This window comes from Cupriavidus basilensis OR16 (assembly GCF_000243095.1).
GTDB classification, from domain to species: Bacteria; Pseudomonadota; Gammaproteobacteria; order Burkholderiales; family Burkholderiaceae; genus Cupriavidus; species Cupriavidus basilensis_D.
Genome location: NZ_AHJE01000002.1, coordinates 23246 through 46446 on the forward strand (window position 1 = coordinate 23246; position 23201 = coordinate 46446).

Genomic DNA, 23201 nt, shown 5'->3' on the forward strand with positions numbered 1-23201 from the left:
GCCGCACGATGCAGATCCGGCGCGCGCGGCCCGCGGACAATCCGCGCATCCTCGACTTCCTCACGCAGCATGCGATGCAGGGCGCCTTGCCGCTGCGCTTCGATCGCGCGCCGGACTACTTCGCCTTGCATCGCTGCCATGCCACCGACCACAGGACATGGCTCGCCGAGGGCGAACACGGCGAAATGAAAGGCATTGCCAGCCTGGTCGTGCGCGACGGCTACCTGATGGAGCGAGTGCAGCCGGTTGCCTATCTCGGCGACCTGCGCCTCGTCCCGGACCGGCGCCTGTCACGCGCCTGGATGGAGGAAGTGCGCGCCCGTCTCGCCGACCTGGAACAGGATGCCGGCGTGCATCATGCCTACTGCTGCATGATCCGGGACAACCGGCTGGCGGCGCAGTCGTTGCTTGGCTCCAGGCGCGCGGGCCGCCTTGCGCTGTCGCACTGGCGCGGCTACAGCAACGTCTCGGTGTACGGCCGGCGAAGCTGGCGTGCTGCACCGCGCACCGCCGATTCGGTCCGGATCGTGCAGGCGCAGCCCCATCATGCCGATGCACTGCGCCATTTTCTCGATGCCGAATCGGCCCGGCAGCCATTCGGCTGCGTGTTCTCCGAGGCTGAGTTCGCGCGCCGACTGCAGACCTGGCCCGATTTCGGCATCGGGTCTTTCCTGCTGGCACTCGACGGCCAAGGCAATCTGCGCGGCTGCGTCGCACCCTGGGATGCCGGGCGCATCAAGCGAATCGTGCTGGAGAGGTTCCCGCCATCGGTCCAGGCAATACGTCTCGCATACAATGCGCTGGCGCCGGCCTTCGGCGCCCCCGGATCGCCGCGCCAGGCGAGGCACTCCAGGACATCTATCTCACCCACCTGCACGTGCGGCAACGCGATCCCGCCGTGTTCGCCGCACTGCTCGATGCCGCCTGGGCAGGCCTGCGCAGCCGCTATGCGCTGATGCAGCTCTGTCTTTACGACAACGATCCGCTCTGGCCAGCGATGGCGCCCTATCGCTTGACGCGCCTGCCGATGGATCTGTATACGCTGTCCAGTGCGAGCAACGCGCCCGCGCTCGATCCGGCATCGGCCGCGCGCATCCCCGGCTTTGAGATCTATCTCGTCTGACCCGTTCGTCTGATCTGTTCGTCTGACCTGTTCGTCAGTCTTGCGCGAAGCCGGGCCTGCTCGCATGCAGCAGTTCGGCCAGCGCCAGCCAGAAGCGTCCGGCATCGAAACCCAGCCCGCCCAGCACCGGCTGGCCGTGGTCAAGGTGCGGCAGGCATAGCTGCGGCATGCCGGCCAGCACCTGATGTTCGAGATAGAACTGTCCGTCGTGCGCGCAGCCGGGCCGGCGCGCATTGAGCCGCCCATGGTGGGCATCGAAACGCGAACTGCGCTCAATCGACCAGCTGACCGCGTGTACGCAGTGCAGCTCGCGCGGCAGCCTGGCGAGCATTGGCGCGACGCCGGGATCGCGACGGCTGCTGATGTCGCGCGTGCCGTCGGCTACCCAGCGTGTGCGCAGCAACTGGCGTGCGACGCTGTCTTTCCAGCCCGCCCCGTCCGGTGCAGGCGTCGCGCTCCAGCCCATGATGTCGTCGACGATCGAGGCCGGACCTACCGGCGGCTGAACCAGCGCGAGCCCGTCGCAGCGCGCTCGCAGCGCGGGGTCACCGTCCAGTGCCGCCAGCATATCGATGCCGCCCTTGCTGTGCGTAAGCGCAACGAAGCGCTCACCGCCGCGCAAGCGCGCGCGCAGCGTCACCGCGATGTGCCGGCCTTGCGCCACTACGCCGCGCGACGAGCGCATCGGCAACCGCAGCACCCGGTAGCCCGCCCGGCGCAGCGCGAGCACCGCATCGCCATGGCAGCGCGGCAGCCCCTCCGAATACAGCCCCGCCACGAGGACCACGACGGTCGCCCGTGGCAGGTGCGCGCGCGCGCGTTCCCAGCAATCGATATAGCGCCCGGTCCAGTCGAGCCCCCCCGCCGCTCGCGCGAACGGCGTGGCCGGATAGTGCTGGCGCCAATCGTCGAAGCCGTATGGAGTCCAGGGCTGCCTCACGGTCATCGCGCGTCTCGCGTAACTGGCCCAGCGGCGAAGTCTTCGCGTTGTTCCTGGAGATTGCGGCGGGCGGTCTCCAGCACCGCCCGGCTATCGATCCGGTTTGGATGAAACCAGGGTGCGAACCAGAACATCCACGCCGGCAGCACGCGCGTGAACACGCCGGGATTGACGAACAGCCACCATTGAAGGCGCAGCCACTCGCGCCAGTTGGCGCGTTGCTTGTCGCAGGCGGCAAGACGATACATGAAATAGACCAGATCGAGCACGAAATACACCGACACGCCAAGCATCGCGCCACAGCGAACCAGATACCGCCGCAGCGGCCTGGGTTCGATCGCACGGAAGACGTCGAACGCGACGGCCTTGTGCTCGGTTTCCTCAACCGCGTGCCATTGCCAGATCGCAGCCATTTCCGGATCGGCGCCGTCGAGTATCTCCGGGTGGCGCAGCAACTGGTCGGCGAGGATCGCGGTATAGTGCTCGAGACACGCGGTCAGCGCCAGCCGCATGGCCGACGAGGCAATCTGCAGGCTGTTCTGCTGGCGACGCCTGATCAGTGCCTCAAGCTCGTCGACAGGCGCGCCCTGCGCGGCGAGCCGCTGGTTGTACAGCCGGTGCTCGCGGATATGGGTCGCTTCCTGGTGGATGAAGCCTGCAATCTCGGCCGCAAGCGGCGTCCCGGCGGGTATTTCGCCGCGAAAGTGCTTCACGCTATCGATGAAGAACTTCTCACCGAGTGGGAACATGATCGAGAACGCATCGAAAAAGCGCGTGACGTGGCACCAGCCCCGGTACCAGTAGCGCGGCACGGGGCCGTCGAGCGTGAAACGCAGATCGCGGTGCGGGATTTCGGTGGGCGGCGTCACTGCACTGGGAGCGCGCGAGCGTTTGCTGAGGAAGCTCATATTGATCGAGTTGCCGGGCGTGTCAGCCGCCGGCCCCATTGAATGCCTGGTTGCTCCAGATAGCGGTGCGAGAGTGTACCAATGAACACGATCAGGCCGAACGAACCGAGGCCCGCCGCAGCCAGCCACGGCGCCGGGAGCGGTGCCTGACCGCCAGCGCGCCATAGTATTTCATAGCTGACAAGCAGGATGGGAACGTGGCAAAGATAGATCGAGTAGGCGCGCTCGCCGAGCCAGCCAAACAGCGCCGATAGCCAACCCGTCTGCGCAGCGTCGCGATTGTCGCAGGAAGCCATCCAGACGAGGCCGGCAGCGCTGAGCGCGATGATGCCAATGGGATAGCGCGCCGAGATCAGCTGTGCGCATACCATGCCCATATACAGCGCAAGCGTTAGGGGCACCGCGAGCCCACGCATCCGGATGATCGCCGCCGCGCGCGACGATGCCGTGCTTCGGCCCAGCGCGTGCACCGCCACGCCAAGTACAAGCGCGTCGATGCGCAGGAACCAGCGTAGATCAAAGGCGTGAAATGGCAGTGCATTGAGCAACACAGGCCGCCAGCCTGTACCGGCATGCGCGGCCGTGCCGCCGTAACGTCTCCGAGCCCGCGCCGATTGGGTGAAACAGGCATATCCGAGGTATCCTTCCCGTACATCAAGCTGCCTATCTCCTGTACGCCAACACCCAATATGCAAGACAGCGCCGCGCAATCGCACCGTTTCGACTTGGCTAACCTCTTTGTGCTGGCCCTGCAAACCGCCGCATGGGCCGGGACGCTCACGTGGTTGTCCAATACCGGCGCAGGTCCGCTGAAATGGTTGATCCTGATCCCGTTCTGCCTGGTCATGCAGGGGGTATTCTCGATGATGCACGAGACGTTTCACGGCTTCGGGCATCGTCGGGCAAGCGCGAATTATACGATGATGTGGTGGGCTTCCACGATGTTCGGCGCCTCTGCCACGCTGATTCACGTCAACCACCTCGGGCACCACGTACGCAACCGCACGCGCGCCGAACGCGCCGACTTTGCCGATGTCGGCGAATCGCTGCTGCGCAAGCGGATCGAGTACTACGCGGCAGTTCTCGGCGGCATCTGGCTCGGCGGATTCGTCGGCAGCGTCGTGCTGGCGTTGCTGCCGGCCGGCGTCGCGAGCAACTGGTCCAAGCGCGGCGACGACAACACTTACGCTGCCGCGTTCAAGGACTTTTCCTTGCGCGATTTCCGGCGCATCCGCCTCGAAGTGATAGCCGGCGCCGCCGCGTGGCTGCTGGCGGGCTGGCTCCTCGACTGGAAGCCGGCGGCCGTGATGATCGCCTATGCGGCATTCGCGTTCTCGTGGTCGTCGCTGCAATGGGTCTATCACATGCGCACGCCGCTCGACGCAGTCGAAGGCACTTACAATATGCGCGCACCAATCCTCGTACGCTGGGCATTCCTGAACTTCAACTACAACCTGACCCACCACCGGCTGCCGGCGCTGCGCTGGCAGCAGTTGCACACCGCGTCGAACGCAGCCGAAACGCGCCCGCTGTGGTTCGGCTGGCTGCAGATCTTCCTGCCGCCGCAACAACTGCCGGACGATCTCGCGCAACTCGACAAGACCTACTTCTGATGCTCCCGGCCCCAAACGGCACGCAGGCCGCCTGGCGGACGTTTTCCGCTGCCGCGCAACCCGCCCTCGATGGATGGCAGGCCGCGCTCGAAGCCCCGGCCGCAGCCCAGCAGCGGGTGCTGGCGCGGCTGCTCGCGGACAACCGCGAGTCGGCATTCGGGCGTGCGCATGGCTTTGCCCGAATCGCCGACCCGACGCAGTTTCGCGAGCGCGTACCGGTTCATTCCCATGCCGAGCTGCTGCCATGGATCGATCGGGCCCTGCGCGAATCGCAGCCGGTGCTGACCATGCAGCCCCCGCGCTTCTTCGAGCGCACGAGTGGCAACGGCGCGCAGCAGAAACTGATTCCATACACGCCGGCCTTCCTCGGCGAGATGCAACGCGCATTGACGATCTGGCTGGCGGACCTGTATCGCCGGTTGCCGGAGATCGGCGCGGGACGTGCTTACTGGTCGATGTCGCCGCCCTTGCAGAAGCCGTGCCATGCGCCCAACGGCATCCCGATCGGTTCGGCGAGCGACCTGGAGTATCTCGGCGGCAGCCTGGTCGCCGGGCTCGCGCCGACGCTGATCGTCCCTCCCCTCGCCCACGACGCATCCACCTGGCGCAGGCAGACACTGCTTGCGCTGCTAGCCGCGGACGACCTGGCATTCATCAGCGTGTGGAGTCCAACCTTCCTGACCAGTCTGCTACGCCCGTTGTTCGATGCCGGCGACCCGGCCCATGCCGAGACGCTGGCGTGGCTGGATGCCACCCTGCCTGCCCCGCGCAAGGCCGCGTTGCGGCAGGCGCTGGCGGCTGGAACCTGCGACGCCCTGTGGCCTCGGCTCGCCGCGGTGAGCTGCTGGATGGACGGGCCCAGCCAAAACTACGCGGCGCTGCTGCGCGAACGCTTCCCGCATGTACGCTGGCTTCCCAAGGGCCTGTTCGCGACGGAGGGGGTGGTCAGCCTGCCGTTTGGCAATGGCGAGGGCTGTCCGCTCGCCATCGAAAGCCACTTTCTGGAATTCCAGCTCGACGACGGCAGCGTGCGCGATGCCGCCGCGTTGCGGCCCGGCGATACCGCGCAGGTCATCCTGACCACCGGCGGGGGCCTGTACCGCTATGCGCTGGCGGACCGCGTGCGCGTCACCGCGCTGGCAGGCCGCACGCCGCGCATCGAATTCGTCGGGCGAGCGGGCGCGCACAGCGACCTGGCTGGCGAGAAGCTCGACGAGGACACGCTGGGCGCCGTATTCGCGGCGACCATCGATGCGCACGACAATGCGTGTCTAGTGCCGTGTGTGTCGGCCGAGCCGCCGCACTACGTGCTGCTGGTCGCCAGTGCCGGGCAACGCGACGCCGAAGCGCTGCGCATATCGGTCGAAGCTGCGCTGGCGCGCTCGTTCCACTACGCGCACGCGCGCCGTCTTTGCCAACTGGGGCCGCTGCGCGTGCGCCTGCTGACCGGGCCGCCGACGCGGCTTGCCGACGCGCTCCAGCAAGCGGCCGAGCAGACCGGCATCCGCGCGGGCGACGTGAAACCCCGCATACTCATCAATCGACTTGCCACCGCGAATGCCCTCCTCGCTCTCACCGACGCCTGACATCCTGCCGAATCCAGCTTGCGAAACGGACCAAACGGGCCAAACGGACCACATCACCGCATTTCGGCCCGATGGCGCTGCGGCAGAAGAGCCCCGCGACGGCTTGCACGAACAGTGGTTCGTCGCCCGTTTCGCCAGCGCAGCGGCGAGGTCACCGCGCTCATCGACCAGTGCGTACATCGCGGTACGCGGCTGTCCGCGGCAAGCTTGCGGGCGATTGCCTCGTCTGCCCCTATCACGGCTGGCGCTACGATGCACAGGGCCGGGTCGTGCATATCCCGACCATCGACGGCGTGCAGCCCGGGCCCACGCCGACCGACTATCCGTTTCGCCAGCGGCAGTTGCCAGTGCGCGAGCAGGATGGCTTGATCTGGGTGTATCCCGGTACTGGCGACGCATCCGCAAGGCAGATATTCCGGATGCCGTTCCATGCGGACAAGCAGTGGCAGTCGTATTTCATGGTGAACAGTTTCGACGGCGACATTGGCATGCTGGCGCAGAACTTCATGGATGTGCCGCATACGGTATTCGTGCACGACGGCATCTTCCGCTCTAGCCGTGGCAGCGCGATGGAAGCCACGGTGGCATTGAAGGCGAAAAGCGTCGAGGTCACCTATCACGACGAGCACGACAAGATCGGCATGATGGACTGGCTCACCAACCCGCGCCGCGAGCCGCTGGTCCACACCGACCGTTTTTTGCGCCCAACGTCACGCGCTGCGACTATCTCTGGGGCAGCCAGTCGGGCTTTCTGATCGTCAGCCAGATCACGCCGATCGATGCACGGCGCTCGCGTGTCTATACCTACATTGCGTACCGCTTCCCGCTGCCGCGCTGGCTGCTGCGCGCGCTACGGCCACTCCTCACGGCCACTCCTCCATCTCTACACACACGTGGTGATCCAGCAGGACGTGCGGATCATGCGGGCGCACCGGCAAGGACTGGATAACGCGCCTGGCTTCAAGCCGCACAACGTGCGCGCCGACGTGGTTCATGTGGGAATCGAGCGCTTGCTGGCCGCCATCCGGCGAGGAGAGACACTGCCCGAAGCGGAGCGCGGCGAGAAACCGATGCGTTTCGAGCTTTGATCCGACTTGGCCGCCTTGCGCCGAGCCTCAAATTCCCGCCGGGGATGCTTGAAGACGGCTGAGCAGATGCCGATGCACCGCAGGCAGATGCTCAAGCGCGAGCGCCGGGTACACGTGATGCACCTGATGAAAGCCGATGTTGCGCGGAAACAGGACCAGTTTCCCCAGCCATCCGAAATGCCAGGTATGGGTCATGGCCCACACCGCTTCCTGGGAGCGCTCACCATTCAGCACATGATCGTGCTCGATCAGCACGCGATTCGCGTTCATGATGCCGCCCAGAATCCACGGCAGCCCGTAATACGCGAAAAACGGCAACTGCCAGTGCAGCACGACCGCAATCGCGATCAGATAACCCACGCAGTGCGGCAGATCGTTGCGTGCGCACGCAACGATCTCGGGATGGTGGCGCAGGTCGCGTTTCGAGCGCTCCTGCAGGAAGCCACGCGCATACCATGGACGAAACGCCGGCCAAACCAGCGCGAGCGGCGCGGTCAGCGCGCGCAGCGGCCACCAGATCGGCAGCAAGGCCCCGCGCAGCATCATCGCGCGCTTGACCCAGCCGCCGCGCGCGGCGAGGCGGTGCAGATACGGGTCTTCGGGCGTGCAGACCGCGCGGTGATGGCGCAGATGGTGATAGCGCATCGCGGCGATCGTCGAACCGATCGGCCAGCCTGCCAACACTTCGACGATGGCAAGCGGCACGGTCTTGCGCCGCGACGGCAGGTGGCAGGCGTCGTGCAGGATCACGCCGAGCGCCTGCAGGCGTCCTGCGATCATCAGCACGCCCGCGACGTACACGACCGGATGGGGGACCAACGCCATCCCAACCCAACACAGCGCAATGACGAGCCAGTCGGTGCACGCATAGCGCACGAGCCGCCATGGCTTGGCGGATGCGGCAAACGGTAGGGCACAGCGCAGTTCTGCAGGTGTCGGAAAGATGGACATATCGGACGTTCGATTGATGACGGACATACGCGAGTATGCGCTGCGGGTATACATGGTAGCCGGAGGTCGGCAGAAGGTCTCTGTTGAAGATTCGCTGAATTTACGAAAGCGTGCTTTGTCGCCCCTCTTTCAAACCGACCTTTCGGTGTTCGAACCGCTCCTCGGACCGCGCCACGATCACATTCCGCGGCAAGGGCGGCCATGGCGCCATGCCCCACCGCGCCACCGATCCCACGCTGGCCCTCGCATCGACCGTGGTGGCGCTGCAAGGCATCGTGGCGCGCAATGTGGCGCCGGTCGACGCCGCGGTGATCAGCGTAGGCGAGATGCGGGCCGGCAGCACCTACAACATCATCCCGGAGACCGCAACGCTGAAACTGAGCGTGCGCGCCACCGTGGCGGAGGTGCGAGACCTGCTGGAAACCCGCATCCGCGAGGTGGTGGCGCACCAGGCCGCCTCCTGCGGCGTGGCGGTGGATATCGACTACGAGCGCCTGGCGCCCGCGATCTGCAATACCGAGGAAGAAACCGCCATCGCACGGCAGGCCGTGGCCAGCGTGCTGGGCAGCGACAAGGTCATCCAGGTGCCGCCGTCGATGCAGATGGGCAGCGAGGACTTCGCGTGGATGCTGGAGAAGATGCCAGGCTGCTACTTCGCGCTGGGCAATGGCACGGGCGAGTGGGTCGGCTGCTCGATCCACAATGACGGCTATGACTTCAACGACCGGTTGATTCCGCTGGGTGCGGCGTGTTGGGTGGCGCTGGCGCAGGGGTATCTGCGCGCGTAAGGCCGGCAATACGCCTGCAAAGCGGATCCCGTTACGCCGGGAGCCGCTTTGTCTTGGGCGGCCTCGCGTCAACCATGCGCCAACCATGCGTCAACTACACGTCGATCGCCGCGTCCGACTTGACCTTCTTGCGCAGTTCGAACTTCTGGATCTTGCCCGTCGATGTCTTGGGCAACGGCCCGAAGTACACCGCCTTGGGCACCTTGAAGCCCGCAAGCAAGGTGCGGCAATGGGCAATCAGCTCCTCGGCCGTGGCGCTGGCGCCATCCTTCAGTTCCACGAACGCGCAGGGCGTCTCGCCCCATTTCACATCCGGCTGGGCCACCACCGCCACTGCCAGCACGGCGGGATGGCGATAGATCGCGTCTTCCACCTCCACGCTGGAGATATTCTCGCCGCCGGAGATGATGATGTCCTTGCTGCGATCCTTGATCTTGACGTAGCCGTCCGGCGTGCACACGCCCAGGTCGCCGGTATGGAACCAGCCGCCGGCAAACGCCTCGCGCGTGGCCTTCTCGTTCTTGAGGTAGCCCTTCATGCAGATATTGCCGCGGAACATGATCTCGCCGATCTCCTCACCATCGGAGGCCACGGGTTGCATCGTGTCCGGGTCCAGCACCGCCACCTCGGTCTGCAGGTGATAACGCACGCCCTGCCTTGCCTTCTTGGTGGCGCGGTCCTCTTGCGACAGGCTGGCCCAGTCGTCCTGCTCGGCGCAGACCGCGGCGGGGCCGTAGGTTTCGGTCAGGCCATAGACGTGGGTCAACGCGAAACCCATGGCTTCCATCTGGGCCAGCACCGCGGCCGGCGGCGGCGCGCCTGCCACCATGCCGCGCACCGGGCCGCGCAAGCCCTCGCGCCATGCCGGCGGGGCGTTGACCAGCGCCGTGTGGACGATCGGCGCGGCGCAATAGTGCGTCACGCCCTCGTCGCGCATCAGGTCGAACACCAGCTTGGGCTCGAACTTGCGCAGGCACACGTTGACGCCGGCGCGCGCCGCGATGGTCCACGGGAAGCACCAGCCATTGCAGTGGAACATCGGCAGCGTCCACAGGTACACCGCATGCTTGGGCAGGTCCCACTCCAGGATGTTGGAGATGGCGTTGATGGCCGCGCCGCGATGGTGGTAGACCACGCCCTTGGGGTCGCCGGTGGTGCCCGAGGTGTAGTTGAGGGCGATCGCATCCCATTCGTCGGCGGGCATCTGCCAGGCGAATTCGGGATCCCCCGAGGCCAGCAGGCGCTCATAGTCGGTCTCGCCAAAGGCTGGGGCATCCTGCGGGCCCAGCGCATCCACCACCGCCACCACCTTCAGTCCGGGGATCTCGTTGGCGATCTGCCGCGCCAGGCCGGCAAACTCGGTGTCGGCCAGCAGCACCCGCGCTTCGCCATGGCGCAGCATGAAGATCAGGTTGGAGGCATCGAGCCGAATGTTCAGCGCATTGAGCACCGCCCCCGCCATCGGCACCCCAAAGTGTGCCTCCACCATGGCCGGCGTGTTGGGCAGCAAGGCCGCAACGGTATCGCCCTTGCCCACGCCCAGGCGCGCCAGCCCGCTGGCAAGGCGCCGCGCGCGCGCATAGGTTTCGCGCCAGTTCTGGCGCACCGGGCCGTGCACGATGGCCAGGCGGTCCCCATACACGCCGGCGGCGCGCGCCAGGAAATCGATGGGGGTGAGGGGAACGTGATTGGCTGGGTTCTTGCCCAGGCCGGTGTCAAAATCGCTTGGCATTGCCGTGGTCTCCGCATGCGCCGGCCGCGCGGGTATTGGCCCTCAGGGTGAGCCTCGCGCCGCCGGTCGCTGTTACTTTTCGCTGTGCAAGGCTATCATCGCATAGGACAAAGCTCTGTCGTCCGGATGACAATGCCCGTGCCGGGCCAAGCCGAAATCATGCCCAGCCTGCCTGCAGCCACACCCGTCGCGCCTATCCCTCCCCCCGCAGTTATCACGACGCCACCGCCCAGCGCCGGGCACGCCGCCCTGCTTGCCCGGCATGAATGGTTCGCTGCGCTCGCGCCCGGCCACCAGGCGCTGGCTGCGCGGCAGGTGGTGGTACAGGACTTTGCCGCCGGTGCCTTCGTCGCCCGCCGTGGCGAGCCGTCGCGCTACTGGATCGGGGTGGAGACCGGGCTGATCAAGCTCGCGGTCTACACGCCGGACGGGCGCGGCTGCACCTTTTCGGGTGTACCGGCGGGCGGCTGGTGCGGAGAAGGCAGCGTCATCAAGCGCGAAGCGCGGAGATACGACGTGATCGCTATCCGCGACTCCCGCGTGGCGCTGGTGCCCGACACGGTGTTCCACACCTTGCTCAACGAGAGCCTGCCGTTTTCCAGCTTCGTGGTGCGCCAGTTGAACGAGCGCATGGGGCAGTTCATCGCCACCGTGCAGAACGAACGGCTGCTGAGCGTCGATGCCCGCGTGGCGCAGGCGGTGGCCCAGCTCTTCCACCCGGCGCTGTATCCCCGCACCAGCGCCGTGCTGGAGCTGTCGCAGGAGGAGATCGGCCTGCTGACGGGGCTTTCGCGCCAGCGGGTCAACCAGGCGCTGCGGCGCCTGGCCGCGGAAGGCATGGTCGACCTGTCGTACCAGAGCATCCGCGTGACCGATCTTGAGCGTTTGCGTCACTTTGGCTTGTCGGAGCTGTAGCCGGCGGCCTCAGGGCCAGCCTCGCGGCCAACGCCGGCGTTGAAACCTTCCTTCGCCATCGTGAAACTCACTGGCCGCGCGAAGCCGTACAATGCGTTTTTCTCACTGGCGCAGCACCCGTTGCGCGCCAGCCTGCGTCACCTGAGCTTCGCATGGCCCTCGTCAGCAGCACCGATCTGCGCCTGTCTCACCTGCGCTTCCCCTTTGCCGTGCGCGTCGACGCGCTACATGGCAGCGCGCGCTTGCGCGATGCGAACGCACGCCGCGAGGTGACACCCGGCAATCCGTTCGTGGTGCCAGCGTTTGCGTACTTCGATTGCGACCTGCTGCCCGCCGCGGGCCATCGCACTGCCATCACACTGCAGGAAGTGCCCGACGACGCATGCCCGCGCATGACCCTGGCGACGTTGCCGGGGTGCCCATGCCATGCGGAAAAGCACTGGTCACGCGCGCTTGCCAGCGAGATGTTCCGCCTGCCCAGGCTACCGTGGAACGCGGCCCTGGTGGCGCAACGGTGGGAAGTCACCCCGCGCCTGGTACGCGCGCGGCTGTTTGCCGAGGGCGAGGCGCTAGGCGTGCTGCTGCGCGAGCAGCGCGTCGCGCGCGCGGTCTACCTGCTGGCGAGTGGCAGCGGCGTGCGCCCCGAATGGCTGGCCGCTCAAGTCGGGCTGGGCCGCGTTGCTGCCTTGACATCCGCTTGCGCGAACGCGCTGGGCCCGGCCGCGCTGAGCCTGTTCGAAACCAACGATGAGCGCGCAACCCCATCGGGTTCCCCGCCGCGCCTCCACCTGGCGGCATAAGAAGCCGGCTGCTGCCACGGCGGGCTCCCTGGGCAAGGTTCAATCCAGCACAATCTTGTGCGCGCGGATCAAGGCGCCCCATTTGGCGCGCTCATTTTCCACGAACGCGGCAAAGCCCGCCCGGCTGTCGCCCATGGGTTCAAGCCCGAGTTCCTGCATCTGCCTGACTACCGCCGGGTCTTTCAGCGCCGCGGCAATGGCCGCGTTGAGCTTGTCGACCGAGGCCGGCGGCGTGCCGGTCGGCACCACCACGCCCTGCCACGCAAACGCCGTGAAGCCAGCCAGCCCGGCCTCGGCAAAGGTCGGCACATCCGGCAGCACGGCCGAGCGCTGCTCCGCGGGCAGCGCGATAGCGCGCAGCCGCCCGGCCCGGATCAACGGCACCGCGGCCGAGAGATCGGCCATCATGAAATCCACCTGTCCGCCCGCCACGTCCTGCAAGGCGGGCGGCGTGCCTTTGTACGGCGCGTGCACGGCACTCGCCTGCACGCGGTCAAGCAACAGCTCTGCGCTCAGGTGATGCGGGCTGCCGGCGCCGGCCGAGGCATAGTCGATGCCGCCCGGCTTGGCCTTGGCCTGCGCAATGAACTCCTTGACGTTACTGACATGCATGCCCGGGCCGACCACCAGGATCATGGGAAAGCGGCCAAGCAGCGTGACTGGTGCCAGGTCCTTCACTGGGTTGTAGGATAGGGTTTTGTACAAGGCAGGGTTGAATACCATCGTACCGTTGTCCGCCGACAGGACCGTGTAGCCGTCCGCCGGCGCGCGCGCCGTTTCGGACGCGGCAATCGCGGTGTTGCCGCCGGGCTTGTTGTCCACGACAACCGGCTGGCCCAGCCGGGCGGAGAGCGCCTGCCCGACCGAGCGGGCCAGGAAATCCGATCCGCCACCTGCCGGGTAGGGCACGATCCAGCGGACCGGCTTGGCCGGGTACGGGGCTTCAGGCGCGGCCATCGCGGGCGCCCAAGGCAGGGCCGCCAGGCCCGCGCCCGTTGCCATTGTTATTGCCATTGCCGTGAAATTGCCGATGGCGAACATCTTGGTGCTCATGCTTGTCTCCTGTCTTCACTTTCTATTTTTTTATCTCGCACGCAAGCGCTCAAGCGCTGACCTGCCGCAAATCGAGCACGCGTTGCGCCTTGCCGGTGGCGGTGGTCTTGATCTCGCCGGCATTCAGGACGCGCACGGCCGTGGAAACGCCGATCATCGTCTTCACGCGGTGCTGCAGCTCACGCGCGAGCTGCGCGCGCTCGCTATCGGCCAGCGAAGCGCAGATCTCCGAGCGCGCCTCCACCGACACGGACAGCGAATCCATATGCCCTTCGCGCGTGATGCACAGCTGATAGTTGCCGCTGAGCCGGGCAATGCCGAGAATCAGTTCCTCGACCTGGCTGGGGAAGACGTTGACGCCGCGAATGATCAGCATATCGTCCGAGCGGCCCGTGATCTTCGCCAGCCTGCGCATCGAGCGCGATGTCGGCGGCAGCAGCGAAGTCAGGTCGCGCGTGCGGTAACGGATCATCGGCATGGCCTCCTTGGAGAGCGAGGTAAATACCAGTTCGCCCTGGCTGCCGTCGGGCAGCACTTCGCCGGTGACCGGATCGATGATCTCGGGATAGAAGTGATCCTCCCAGACCACCGGGCCGTCTTTGCTTTCAATGCATTCGGAAGCCACGCCCGGGCCCATGATCTCCGAGAGGCCGTAGATGTCGACAGCCTGGAGGCCTGCCCGGGTCTCTATCTCGCTGCGCATGCCCTGCGTCCACGGCTCGGCGCCGAAAATGCCGATCTTGAGCGACGACTCCGCCGGATTCATGCCCTGCCGCGCCATCTCGTCGATCAGGTTGAGCATGTACGAAGGCGTGACGAGAATGATCGACGGCTCGAAATCGCGGATGAGCTGAACCTGCTTCTCGGTCTGGCCGCCGGACATCGGCACGACCATGCAGCCTAGCCGCTCCGCGCCGTAGTGGATGCCAAGCCCGCCGGTGAACAGGCCGTAGCCAAACGCGTTGTGCAGCGTATCGCCACGACGGCCGCCCGCCGCACGGATCGAGCGCGCCGTCACGTTGGCCCATGTGTCGATGTCGTTCGCGGTATAGCCCACCACGGTCGGCTTGCCGGTGGTGCCGCTCGATGCGTGCACGCGCACCACCTCGTCCTTCGGCACGGCAAACAGGCCGAAGGGATAGTTGTCGCGCAGGTCTTGCTTGGACGTGGTGGGGAACTTGGCCAGGTCGGATAGCTGGCGCAGGTCGTCCGGATGCACGCCGGCGGCGTCGAACGCGCGGCGGTAGTGCGCCACGTTGTCATAGGCATGCCGGAGCGACCACTTGAGGCGGGCCAGTTGCAGCGACTGGAGTTCATCGCGGCTGGCTAGTTCGATGGCTTCGAGTTCACCCGGTTGAGGAATTGGCTGGACCACGGTTGTCTCCTGAGAATGACGCGGCAAAATAGGAATGGACGGTGGCGGGAACGGGGGCGCCACGCGGCAGCCTGCCAACCTGGTCATGCGCGTCAACGGTCTTCGCCGTCGTGCCGCCCAGGTTGGCAACGTGCCTGCTTACTTATCGGTAGTGCTGGATACGCAATCGTTCAGGTGCGCTGCGGCACATGCCGCCGGCTCTGCACGACGCGGAAGCGGTTGGCAACGAAGGCCGTGTCGGCCAGACTCGCGTTGGCCGCGGGATTCGCGCCGGTGGCGTGGAAGTCCGAGAATGCCGCCGACTGGTTGACGAATACGCCGCCCGTGAGGTTGACCGACAGCGCAACGCCACCGGACACCGCGGCTTCGTCGGCGGCGTCCAGCACCTGCTCGTCCGTGCTGTAGACGGACAGCGTCAGCGCGCCACGGGTGCGGGCGATGCGCTCGGCAAGGTCCAGCGCGTGCTGGGTGGAATCGGTGGCGATCACAAACGCGATCGGGCCGAACCATTCCTGCGTGAACGTGGCCTCGTCGCGATTGGCGTCCAGCTTCAGCAGGACCGGCGTGCTGACAGTGGCCTGCGGATAGGCCGGATGCACCAGGCGCTGGCTGCCAAGCAGCGCCACGCCGAGCTTGCTCACCTGCCCGATCCGGTCGAGCACGCCCTTGTTCTGGATCGCGCCGATCAGCTCGACCGCCTTGGCGGGATCGGCCGTCAGCTTGTGCACGGCATCGGCGATGGACTGGGCAACGACCTCGAACGGCACCGTGCCTTCGGCCGTCTTGATGCCGTCGCGCGGCACATAGATATTCTGCGGTGCCGTGCACATCTGGCCCGAGTACAGCGCGAGCGAGAAGGCGATGTTGCGGGACACCGCTTTGAGCTCGTCCGCGGAGTCGATCACGATCTGGTTGACGCCGGCCTTCTCGGTGTAGACCTGTGCCTGCCGCGCATGGGTCTCGAGCCAGTCGCCGTTGGCGGTGCTGCCGGTGAAATCGATCAGCCGGATCTCGTCGCGCGTGGCCAGCGACTGCACAAGCGCGCCGTCGTTGGGCGCGGTAGCCAGCAAGGTCACCACGTTCGGGTCGAAGCCGGCCTCTTGCAACACCTGACGCGCGATACGCACGGTGATGGCCAGCGGCAGGATCGCGGCGGGATGCGGCTTGACGATGACGGCGTTGCCGGTGGCCAGATCCGCGAACAAGCCGGGATAGCTGTTCCAGGTGGGAAACGTGCAGCAGCCGATCACCAGGCCGATCCCGCGCGGCACGACGGTGAAGCGCTTTTCCATGGCGAGCGGCGGGTTCTTGCCTTGCGGCTTTTCCCAGTACGCCGTCTGCGGAATGTCGCGCATGGCGTCCCACGCATAGGTGATCGCCTCAAGCGCGCGATCCTGCGCGTGCGGGCCGCCGGCCTGGAACGCCATCATGAATGCCTGCCCGGTGGTATGCATGACGCTGTGCGCGATCTCGAAGCTGGCCTGGTTCAACCGCGCCAGGATCTCCAGGCTCACGCCGACCCAGGCCTTCGGGCCAGCCTTGCGATACTGCGCTTGCGCGGTCTGTGCCGCCGCGATCAGCGCGTCCGGCTCCGCGTCGGGATAGCCGATATTGAGTGCGAAACCGAATGGCGAATGCTCTTCGCCTACCGTTGCGCTGCTGCCGGCTTGCTCGAGGACAAAGGGCTGACCGAGTTGCGCCTTGAATGCCGCTTCGCCGTCGGCGGCGGCGGTTTCGCCGTAGGTGCGCGGGCTTGGCATCTCATTGAAAGGGCTCCAGTAGCCTCGGGTCCGGATGGCGTCCAGGGCATGGGCAAGTGTCTTCTCGTGTTTTTCAAACAGGGCGTGATTCATTGCGGGGGCCGTATTTTTTAATGGGTTGCTGCACTGCGCTTGCTGTACTGCACTAGCTGTACTGCACCTGCTGTGCGTAGATTTACCGTTCGTCGTAGCTCACGACAACCCGGTCGGAGACCGGATGGCATTGGCAGGTGAGCACGAAGCCGTCGTCGATCTCGTGCTGCTCCAGCGTGTAGTTCTTTTCCATCTTGACTTCGCCTTCCAGGACCTTGGCCCGGCACGTGCAGCACACGCCGCCCTTGCAGGCGTAGGGCAATGCAAGGCCCGCTTTCAGGCCGACGTCCAGCACGCTGACGCCCACGTACGGCAGCCGCAGCTTGCGCTTCTTGCCGTCGATGATCAGTTCCAGATCGGCCGCCGGCGTGTCGTCGGTGATCTCGATCGGCGGCACGCCCGCTTGCGGCAGCGGCGTGCCGAAGCGCTCCACGTGCACCTTCTCGGGTGCCACGCCGGCGGCCTTGAGCGCGGCCTCGGCGGCGTCCATCATCGGCCCGGGCCCGCAGATGAAGGCCTCATCGATCTCGGCGGCGGGTGTTAGCGTGGCCAGGAAGGCCTCGCACTTCGCCTGATCCAGCACGCCGTTGAACAGTTCCACCTCCTGCAGATCGTCGGACAGCACGTGATACAGCGAGAACCGGCTCATGAAGCGGTTCTTGAGATCCTCGAGCTCTTCGGCAAACATGATCGCATCGACACTGCGGTTGCCGTACACCAGCGTGAAGCGGCTGGTCGGCTCCGTCTCCAGCGTGGTCTTGATGATCGCGAGGACGGGCGTGATGCCGGAGCCGCCCGAGAAGGCCACGTAGGAGCGCGACAGATCGGCGTTCAGGTGCGTGAAGAAGCGTCCGTCCGGCGTCATCACCTCGATCTCGTGGCCGGGCTGCAGCGTGTCGAACGCGAAGTTGGAGAACCTGCCGCCGCGCACCCGCTTGATGCCAATGCGCAGCTCGCCATCGCGGTCATAGTCGGTGACGCCCACGCAGATCGAATACGACCGGCGGGTTTCCTCGCCATCAAGGTGCGCTTTGAGCGTGACGAATTGCCCTTGCGTGAAGCGGTACGCGTCGCGCAGGGCCTCGGGCACCTCGAACGATACGGTCACCGCGTCGGCGGTCTCGGGCCGTACCTCGCGGATACGCAGCGGATGAAATTGCGGAGTCGCCATGTTGTCGGTCCAGGTCGGTACGGTGTTCAGTACGGTTTGAAGTAATCGAACGGTTCGCGGCAATCGAGGCAGCGATACAGTGCCTTGCAGGCTGTCGAGCCGAATTGCGCAAGGCGTTCGGTGTGCACGGAGCCGCATTGCGGGCATGCGGGCCGATCGTGCGTTGCGTGCATGACCGCGCGCGGCATGAAGCGGATGGTCTTTTCCGTCGGCGTGTGGCCGCTGCCGCAATTTCCCATCGGGGGCGCAATGCCGTATTGCCGCAGCTTGTCGCGCGCTTCGGTGGTCATCCAGTCAGTGGTCCACGCCGGGGCAAGCACGGTGACAACGCGATGGGGGAGGATTCCGGCGGCGTTCAGGGCCTGGCCGATATCCTCGGCAATCTGCGACATCGCCGGGCAACCGGAATAGGTTGGCGTGATGACGACCTCGAGCGTGCCGTCGGCGCCGCGGCGCACGTCGCGCAGGATGCCCAGCTCCCGAATCGACACCACCGGAATTTCCGGATCGGGTACGGCTTCGAGTACGGTCCAGGCATGCGCCAGCGTGGTATCGGGCTCCATCAGCGTGTCAGCAGCGTTCATGTCGATTTACCAGGTGGCGCCGGGATGCTGGCGCGCAAGGCTCTGCATTTCAGAAAGCAGGTAGCCCATGTGTTCCGAGTGCTCGCCGTGCTTGCCGGTAGTGATGTGCTTGGCTTCGGGCGGCAACGTGAGCGTTGCCTGGGCCACCGTGGCGGCGACATCTGCCTGCCATGCGGGCTCGAGGTCCGCCAGTCCAAGGGGCCCGATGCCGGCCGCTGCCACCGCGGCTTCCACCGCATCGGTCGCGAAGAGTTCGCGGGTGTACGGCATCAGGTAATCCAGCGCTGCCTGCGCGCGCCGGTGCGATTCCTCGGTGCCGTCGCCAAAGCGGATCAGCCAGTCGGCGGCGTGGGTCACGTGATAGCGGGTCTCCTTCAGCGACTTGGCGGCGATCGCCGCCAGATGCGCGTCGGTGGACGATTGCAATGCCGTCCACAGGTGGCCCATCAACGCGGAATACAGGAAGTTGCGCGTGACCGTGACCGCATAGTCGCGCTCGGCGCGTGCCGTGCCGGCGAGCGGCCCGAAGTGGGGCAATTCCACCAACGTGTAGTTGGCGAACTCGCGCTCGGCACGGAAGTAGGCGTAGCTGTCTTCGGTCTTCTGCACGCCGTTGAGCGCTGCATCCAGCGTGGCCGCGTGGGAATACAGCAGGCGGGCCTGGCCGATCAGGTCCAGGCTGATGTTCGCCAGCGCGATGTCTTCCTCAAGCGCCGGGCCCTGGCTGCACCACTCGCTGTTGCGCTGGCCGAGGATGAGCGCGTTGTCGGCAAGGCGCAGCACGTAGGCCAAATGTTGGGGCGTCGTCATGTTCTGGGTCCCGCCTTACATGTGGTCGACTTCGGGCGGCAGCACGAAGAAGGTCGGATGGCGGTAGATCTTGTCGCCGGCCGGCTCGAAGAACGACTCCTTGTCGGCCGGGTCGGACGCCGTGATCATGGCCGAGGGCACCACCCAGATACTCACGCCTTCCTGCCGGCGCGTGTAGACGTCGCGGGCCATGCGCAGCGCGCCGCTGGCGTCAGGCGCGTGCAGGCTGCCGCAATGCTTGTGGTCAAGTCCTTGCTTGCTGCGCACGAACACTTCCCAGATTGGCCATTCCTTGTTCATTTTCGTCTCCTGTTCAAGCAGCTTGTTTGCGGGCGCGGGCGGCCTCTTTTTCGGCGTATGCCAGCGCGGCTTCGCGCACCCAGGCGCCATCGTCGTGGGCCTTGACCCGGGTAGCGAGGCGCTCCTTGTTGCAAGGGCCGTCGCCGTTCACCACGCGCCAGAATTCTTCCCAGTCGATCGCGCCGTAGTCGTGCGCATTGCGCGCCTCGTTCCACTTCAGGTCCGGATCGGGCAGGGTCACGCCAAGGATCTTGGCTTGCTCGACCGTGGCGTCGACAAACTTCTGGCGCAGGTCGTCGTTGGAAATCCGCTTGATGCCCCACTTGAACGACTGGCCGCTGTGGATGGAATCCTTGTCGCTGGGGCCAAACATCATCAGCACCGGCCACCACCAGCGGTTCACCGACTCCTGCACCATGTCCTTCTGGGCCTGCGTGCCCCTCATCATCGACAGCAGCGCGTCGAAGCCCTGGCGCTGATGGAAGGACTCCTCCTTGCAGATGCGGATCATGGCGCGCGCGTACGGGCCGTAGGTGCAGCGGCACAGCGGGATCTGGTTCATGATCGCCGCGCCATCCACCAGCCAGCCGATCACGCCCACGTCCGCCCAGGTGGGCGTCGGGTAATTGAAGATGCTCGAATACTTGGCCTTGCCGGCGTGCAAGGCATCCACCAACTGGTCGCGCGACACGCCCATCGTTTCCGCCGCGCTGTACAGGTAGAGGCCGTGACCGCCCTCATCCTGCACCTTGGCGAGCAGGATGGCCTTGCGCTTGAGGCTCGGCGCCCGGCTGATCCAGTTACCCTCGGGCTGCATGCCGATGATTTCGGAATGCGCGTGCTGCGAGATCTGGCGGATCAGGGTCTTGCGATACGCATCGGGCATCCAGTCCTGCGCCTCGATCTTGCCGTCGGCGTCCATCACCGCGTCGAAATGCGCCTGCTCCGGCGAGACGTCGGCTTGCACCGCTTCGAGCGGCTGGGCGTTGCCGGGGATATCCAGAGATTGGGTGTACATGGCGTTTTCCTGTGAACCGATGCCGCAGTATATTTATAAACCGACCGTCCGGTTGATTTATTATTTAGATCAAATCTTAAATATTGATAGTCAATTGGATTGACAGGTGAGGAACTCGCAACCCAGGAAGCTATGCGTGGCGCATAAGACTCATTTTCCCGAGGAGAGTCTCTCCTTCATGCGGCGTTGGACACGCACGCAGCACGCGCCGCTTGGTGCCGCGCCGAGGCAGTAGAATGAATTTGTCCTTTGGGGAAAAAAGTGCGCGTTAAGCGGGATCTTGCTGCTCTTGCTGCGATTGGCTTCGCCGCTGTACTGTCTGCCACGCAGGCGGTGCGGGCCGCGCCCGACGCGCCTATTTCGGCCGAATCGGCCGATTCGCCGGAACAGCCGCTGCCCGCCGATGCGTCCCCACCGGCGGGTAAGGCCGGCTGCTGGGAAACGCTCTGGTCTCGCACGAACGCAAAAGTGCAGATGGAGGCCGACGGCGCCATGCCGATGTCGATTACGACGGTGCAGGAGCCGCTAGAGAGCACGCCGGCGGGATGCCAGGCGATTATCAATATCCACTCGAAGAGCGCGCTGGCCGCGCTGAGGGGGCCGCCAGTCGTGGCCGATCAGCGCGACCTGGTCAGCATCGCGCCGCTCGCCGCGCCATCGGCGGTGCGCGTCGAAGTCCATTCGGAGATCAATGCGAGAGCGCGCTATGCCCGGCTCTATGGCGCATCGACAAGCATCGGCGAGGGTGTGTTCAACTATGCGGGTGCCGATCTGCGCGAGGGCGCGATACTTGGCGGCGAAACGGTCAACTCCAGCGTAACGCTCAAGATCTATGTGCGAGGAACGGATGAGGAGGTGGGCGAACTGCGCGCGCCGCACGCCACCATCACCATCAGCTCGCGCCACGTCGGACGGCGCCGCGCCATCGACACAGCGCTGGGCCGCAAGGAATGCATACCGATCACTTACGAAAAGCGTTCCTCGCTCGGGCCGGCACAACTCGTGGATGCGCTGATCCTGACGACGCCTTCGGTCATGCAGATCACGGATTGGTATTGTCCAAGCGAGCGCTTCGTGCTGCGCACGGAAGTACGAGAGCAGGGCAAGGTTCAGCGGATCGACACAACGGCGATCATGCCGGTCGGTGAGGCACCCTGATTCCCGTTCGGGGACCGGGCCAAAAGCCAATCCAGTGCATTAGCGACAAAAAAGCCCGCCGGTTTGGCGGGCTTTTCCAGGTGCGCGGCAACAGCTGCCACGAGGCGAGACGGCTCAGGCCCCGGCCGGTGCCGGTGCCGGCGCAGCCTTCTTGGTATGCTTCTTAGGCGACTTCTTCGCCTTCGAATCCGTCAGGTTTGCACGCGAGCTCTTGTTTGCGCCCTGGGTGTACGGGTCAAACTTGTCGCCAGCCTTGGCCCCGTCGGTATAGGGATCAGCCTTGCCAGCCTTGGCGCCATCGGTGTAAGGGTCCGCTTTGCCGGCCTTGGCCCCCTGGGTATAGGGGTCGACCTTGCCGTTGCCTTGGGCCTGCACGGCGATGGATGCTGCGCCAAGGCACAGCGCGAAAGCGGTAGCGACAATCTTCTTCATGACATTTCCTTGGAAGGCCACCGTCCGGGCGGCCGTGAACACGCGAACATTGAGCCAACCTGACCGGCCAGCTCTCCACTAAACGCATTGTATTAAGCGTCCGTTGACTTGCCGTTGCTTCTTTAAAAAAATGGGGCAATAGCGGGGTGGACGTGGAACCCCTTTTGCAGCCCTTGCAATTCGAAGGTTTCTGCATCGATGCCCAGATGTCGTCTAGCGGTGCCGGAACACCGCCGCCCTTCTCTCCAAAAACGCATTCATCCCCTCCTTCAGATCCTCCGTGGCGAACAGCGCATGCAACTGCCGCCGCTCGAACAGGATTCCCTCGGACAGCGATGACTCATAGGCGCGGTTGATCGCCTCCTTGACCGCCATCATCGACGGCAGCGAGAAGCCGGCAATCGTCTGCGCCACCGTCATCGCTTCATCCATCAACCGCTCGGCGGCCACCACCCGCGATACCAGCCCGCTGCGCTCCGCCTCAGCCGCATCCATGTTGCGCGCCGTCATGCACATGTCCATGGCTTTCGCCTTGGAGATGGCGCGCGGCAGGCGCTGCGTGCCGCCCGCGCCCGGGATGACCGCGAGCTTCAGCTCCGGCAGGCCGAACACCGCGTTGTCTGCCGCGATGAGAATATCGCAAGCCATGGCCAGCTCGCAGCCACCGCCAAGCGCGTAGCCGGCCACTGCGGCAATCACCGGCTTGCGCACTTTGCGCAGCGTCTCCCAGTTGCGCGTGATGTAGTTGGACTTGAACACGTCCATGTAATCCCAGCCGCGCATGGCTGCGATGTCGGCGCCGGCGGCGAAGGCCTTGTCGTTGCCGGTGATCACGATGGCGCCAATGCCATCGTCATCGTCGCAGGCCAGCAGCGCCAGGCCGAGCGCATCCATCAGCGCATCGTTGAGCGCGTTCATCTGCCGGGGACGATTGAGCCGGATCACGGCAGCGCGGCCGGCGATTTCCAGCAGGATCGGGCTCTCGTTCATCGGGGCCGTTGCT

25 protein-coding genes are annotated in these 23201 nt (G+C 65.6%); 10 read left to right on the top strand and 15 right to left on the bottom strand.

Annotated features, from left to right (window positions below; genetic code table 11):
• The first annotated feature begins 8 nt into the window (after positions 1-8).
• Both OR16_RS00580 and OR16_RS45070 read left to right on the top strand, forming a co-directional pair.
• Positions 9-956 carry a hypothetical protein gene (locus OR16_RS00580; RefSeq protein WP_237716868.1) on the top strand — a complete coding sequence of 316 codons (948 nt, stop codon included), beginning with the start codon at positions 9-11 and terminating at the stop codon, positions 954-956.
• A complete protein-coding gene (locus OR16_RS45070; RefSeq protein ID WP_237716869.1) occupies positions 899-1123 on the top strand; it encodes a hypothetical protein in 225 nt (74 codons plus the stop codon). The genes OR16_RS00580 and OR16_RS45070 overlap by 58 nt, the downstream gene beginning before the upstream one ends.
• Before the next feature lie 34 nt (positions 1124-1157).
• On the opposite strand, the gene OR16_RS00585 is transcribed toward OR16_RS45070, so the two are convergent.
• From OR16_RS00585 to OR16_RS00595, 3 genes are read right to left on the bottom strand one after another with little or no spacing between them, the layout of a single operon-like run.
• On the bottom strand, positions 1158-2069 hold the full coding sequence (locus tag OR16_RS00585; RefSeq protein ID WP_006156025.1) for a hypothetical protein: 912 nt from the start codon (positions 2067-2069) through the stop codon (positions 1158-1160).
• Positions 2066-2971, bottom strand: coding sequence for a metal-dependent hydrolase (locus OR16_RS00590; protein ID WP_050982843.1), 906 nt, complete (start codon positions 2969-2971; stop codon positions 2066-2068). The genes OR16_RS00585 and OR16_RS00590 overlap by 4 nt, the downstream gene beginning before the upstream one ends.
• Positions 2968-3441, bottom strand: a complete 474-nt coding sequence (locus OR16_RS00595) for an acyltransferase family protein (RefSeq protein ID WP_158001316.1) — start codon at positions 3439-3441, stop codon at positions 2968-2970. Before OR16_RS00595 ends, OR16_RS00590 begins: the two co-directional genes overlap by 4 nt.
• Before the next feature lie 219 nt (positions 3442-3660).
• Here OR16_RS00595 and OR16_RS00600 point away from each other — a divergent pair, with 219 nt between their 5' ends.
• From OR16_RS00600 to OR16_RS45080, 4 genes are all read left to right on the top strand, one after another.
• Entirely contained in the window at positions 3661-4584 is a 924-nt protein-coding gene (locus OR16_RS00600) for a fatty acid desaturase (protein WP_006156028.1), read from the top strand.
• On the top strand, positions 4584-6170 hold the full coding sequence (locus OR16_RS00605; protein ID WP_006156029.1) for a GH3 family domain-containing protein: 1587 nt from the start codon (positions 4584-4586) through the stop codon (positions 6168-6170). Before OR16_RS00600 ends, OR16_RS00605 begins: the two co-directional genes overlap by 1 nt.
• Positions 6171-6241: 71 nt before the next feature.
• Entirely contained in the window at positions 6242-6925 is a 684-nt protein-coding gene (locus tag OR16_RS45075) for a Rieske 2Fe-2S domain-containing protein (RefSeq protein WP_237716870.1), read from the top strand.
• Positions 6926-7063: 138 nt separating this feature from the next.
• Complete coding sequence (locus OR16_RS45080) at positions 7064-7258, top strand: hypothetical protein (RefSeq protein WP_237716871.1); 195 nt, start codon at positions 7064-7066, stop codon at positions 7256-7258.
• Positions 7259-7285: 27 nt separating this feature from the next.
• Here the strand turns inward: OR16_RS45080 and OR16_RS00615 are convergent, their stop codons facing one another.
• Positions 7286-8236 carry a fatty acid desaturase family protein gene (locus tag OR16_RS00615; protein WP_006156030.1) on the bottom strand — a complete coding sequence of 317 codons (951 nt, stop codon included), beginning with the start codon at positions 8234-8236 and terminating at the stop codon, positions 7286-7288.
• Positions 8237-8319: 83 nt separating this feature from the next.
• Here OR16_RS00615 and OR16_RS00620 point away from each other — a divergent pair, with 83 nt between their 5' ends.
• Complete coding sequence (locus OR16_RS00620) at positions 8320-8997, top strand: M20/M25/M40 family metallo-hydrolase (RefSeq protein ID WP_272942809.1); 678 nt, start codon at positions 8320-8322, stop codon at positions 8995-8997.
• 94 nt (positions 8998-9091) lie between these two features.
• Here the strand turns inward: OR16_RS00620 and OR16_RS00625 are convergent, their stop codons facing one another.
• Positions 9092-10729, bottom strand: coding sequence for an acyl-CoA synthetase (locus OR16_RS00625; protein ID WP_006156032.1), 1638 nt, complete (start codon positions 10727-10729; stop codon positions 9092-9094).
• A gap of 159 nt (positions 10730-10888) precedes the next feature.
• Between OR16_RS00625 and OR16_RS00630 the strand changes: the two genes are divergently transcribed.
• Together OR16_RS00630 and OR16_RS00635 are read left to right on the top strand one after the other, a co-directional pair.
• Positions 10889-11644: a Crp/Fnr family transcriptional regulator gene (locus OR16_RS00630; RefSeq protein ID WP_237716872.1), complete on the top strand. Its 756-nt coding sequence runs from the start codon at positions 10889-10891 to the stop codon at positions 11642-11644.
• Between the two features lie 152 nt (positions 11645-11796).
• Entirely contained in the window at positions 11797-12444 is a 648-nt protein-coding gene (locus OR16_RS00635; RefSeq protein ID WP_006156034.1) for a hypothetical protein, read from the top strand.
• Positions 12445-12483: 39 nt separating this feature from the next.
• Here the strand turns inward: OR16_RS00635 and OR16_RS00640 are convergent, their stop codons facing one another.
• The 8 genes from OR16_RS00640 to paaA form a co-directional block, all read right to left on the bottom strand.
• A complete protein-coding gene (locus OR16_RS00640) occupies positions 12484-13497 on the bottom strand; it encodes a Bug family tripartite tricarboxylate transporter substrate binding protein (RefSeq protein ID WP_006156035.1) in 1014 nt (337 codons plus the stop codon).
• A gap of 49 nt (positions 13498-13546) precedes the next feature.
• The gene (gene paaK / locus OR16_RS00645; protein WP_006156036.1) at positions 13547-14872 is read right to left on the bottom strand and encodes a phenylacetate--CoA ligase PaaK; all 1326 of its coding nucleotides are present in this window, start codon (positions 14870-14872) and stop codon (positions 13547-13549) included.
• A gap of 170 nt (positions 14873-15042) precedes the next feature.
• The gene (gene paaN / locus OR16_RS00650; RefSeq protein WP_043417882.1) at positions 15043-16725 is read right to left on the bottom strand and encodes a phenylacetic acid degradation protein PaaN; all 1683 of its coding nucleotides are present in this window, start codon (positions 16723-16725) and stop codon (positions 15043-15045) included.
• 82 nt (positions 16726-16807) lie between these two features.
• On the bottom strand, positions 16808-17896 hold the full coding sequence (gene paaE, locus OR16_RS00655; RefSeq protein ID WP_006156038.1) for a 1,2-phenylacetyl-CoA epoxidase subunit PaaE: 1089 nt from the start codon (positions 17894-17896) through the stop codon (positions 16808-16810).
• Between the two features lie 26 nt (positions 17897-17922).
• Positions 17923-18480, bottom strand: coding sequence for a 1,2-phenylacetyl-CoA epoxidase subunit PaaD (paaD, locus tag OR16_RS00660; RefSeq protein WP_006156039.1), 558 nt, complete (start codon positions 18478-18480; stop codon positions 17923-17925).
• Between the two features lie 6 nt (positions 18481-18486).
• Positions 18487-19290: a 1,2-phenylacetyl-CoA epoxidase subunit PaaC gene (gene paaC / locus OR16_RS00665; RefSeq protein WP_006156040.1), complete on the bottom strand. Its 804-nt coding sequence runs from the start codon at positions 19288-19290 to the stop codon at positions 18487-18489.
• 15 nt (positions 19291-19305) lie between these two features.
• Positions 19306-19590, bottom strand: coding sequence for a 1,2-phenylacetyl-CoA epoxidase subunit PaaB (paaB, locus tag OR16_RS00670; protein WP_006156041.1), 285 nt, complete (start codon positions 19588-19590; stop codon positions 19306-19308).
• Between the two features lie 13 nt (positions 19591-19603).
• Positions 19604-20608: a 1,2-phenylacetyl-CoA epoxidase subunit PaaA gene (paaA, locus tag OR16_RS00675; protein ID WP_006156042.1), complete on the bottom strand. Its 1005-nt coding sequence runs from the start codon at positions 20606-20608 to the stop codon at positions 19604-19606.
• 474 nt (positions 20609-21082) lie between these two features.
• Between paaA and OR16_RS00680 the strand changes: the two genes are divergently transcribed.
• Positions 21083-21766: a hypothetical protein gene (locus tag OR16_RS00680; RefSeq protein ID WP_237716873.1), complete on the top strand. Its 684-nt coding sequence runs from the start codon at positions 21083-21085 to the stop codon at positions 21764-21766.
• A gap of 114 nt (positions 21767-21880) precedes the next feature.
• Here the strand turns inward: OR16_RS00680 and OR16_RS00685 are convergent, their stop codons facing one another.
• Both OR16_RS00685 and OR16_RS00690 read right to left on the bottom strand, forming a co-directional pair.
• Positions 21881-22198, bottom strand: a complete 318-nt coding sequence (locus OR16_RS00685; protein WP_006156044.1) for a hypothetical protein — start codon at positions 22196-22198, stop codon at positions 21881-21883.
• Between the two features lie 213 nt (positions 22199-22411).
• Positions 22412-23188, bottom strand: coding sequence for an enoyl-CoA hydratase (locus OR16_RS00690; RefSeq protein ID WP_006156045.1), 777 nt, complete (start codon positions 23186-23188; stop codon positions 22412-22414).
• Positions 23189-23201: the final 13 nt, after the last annotated feature.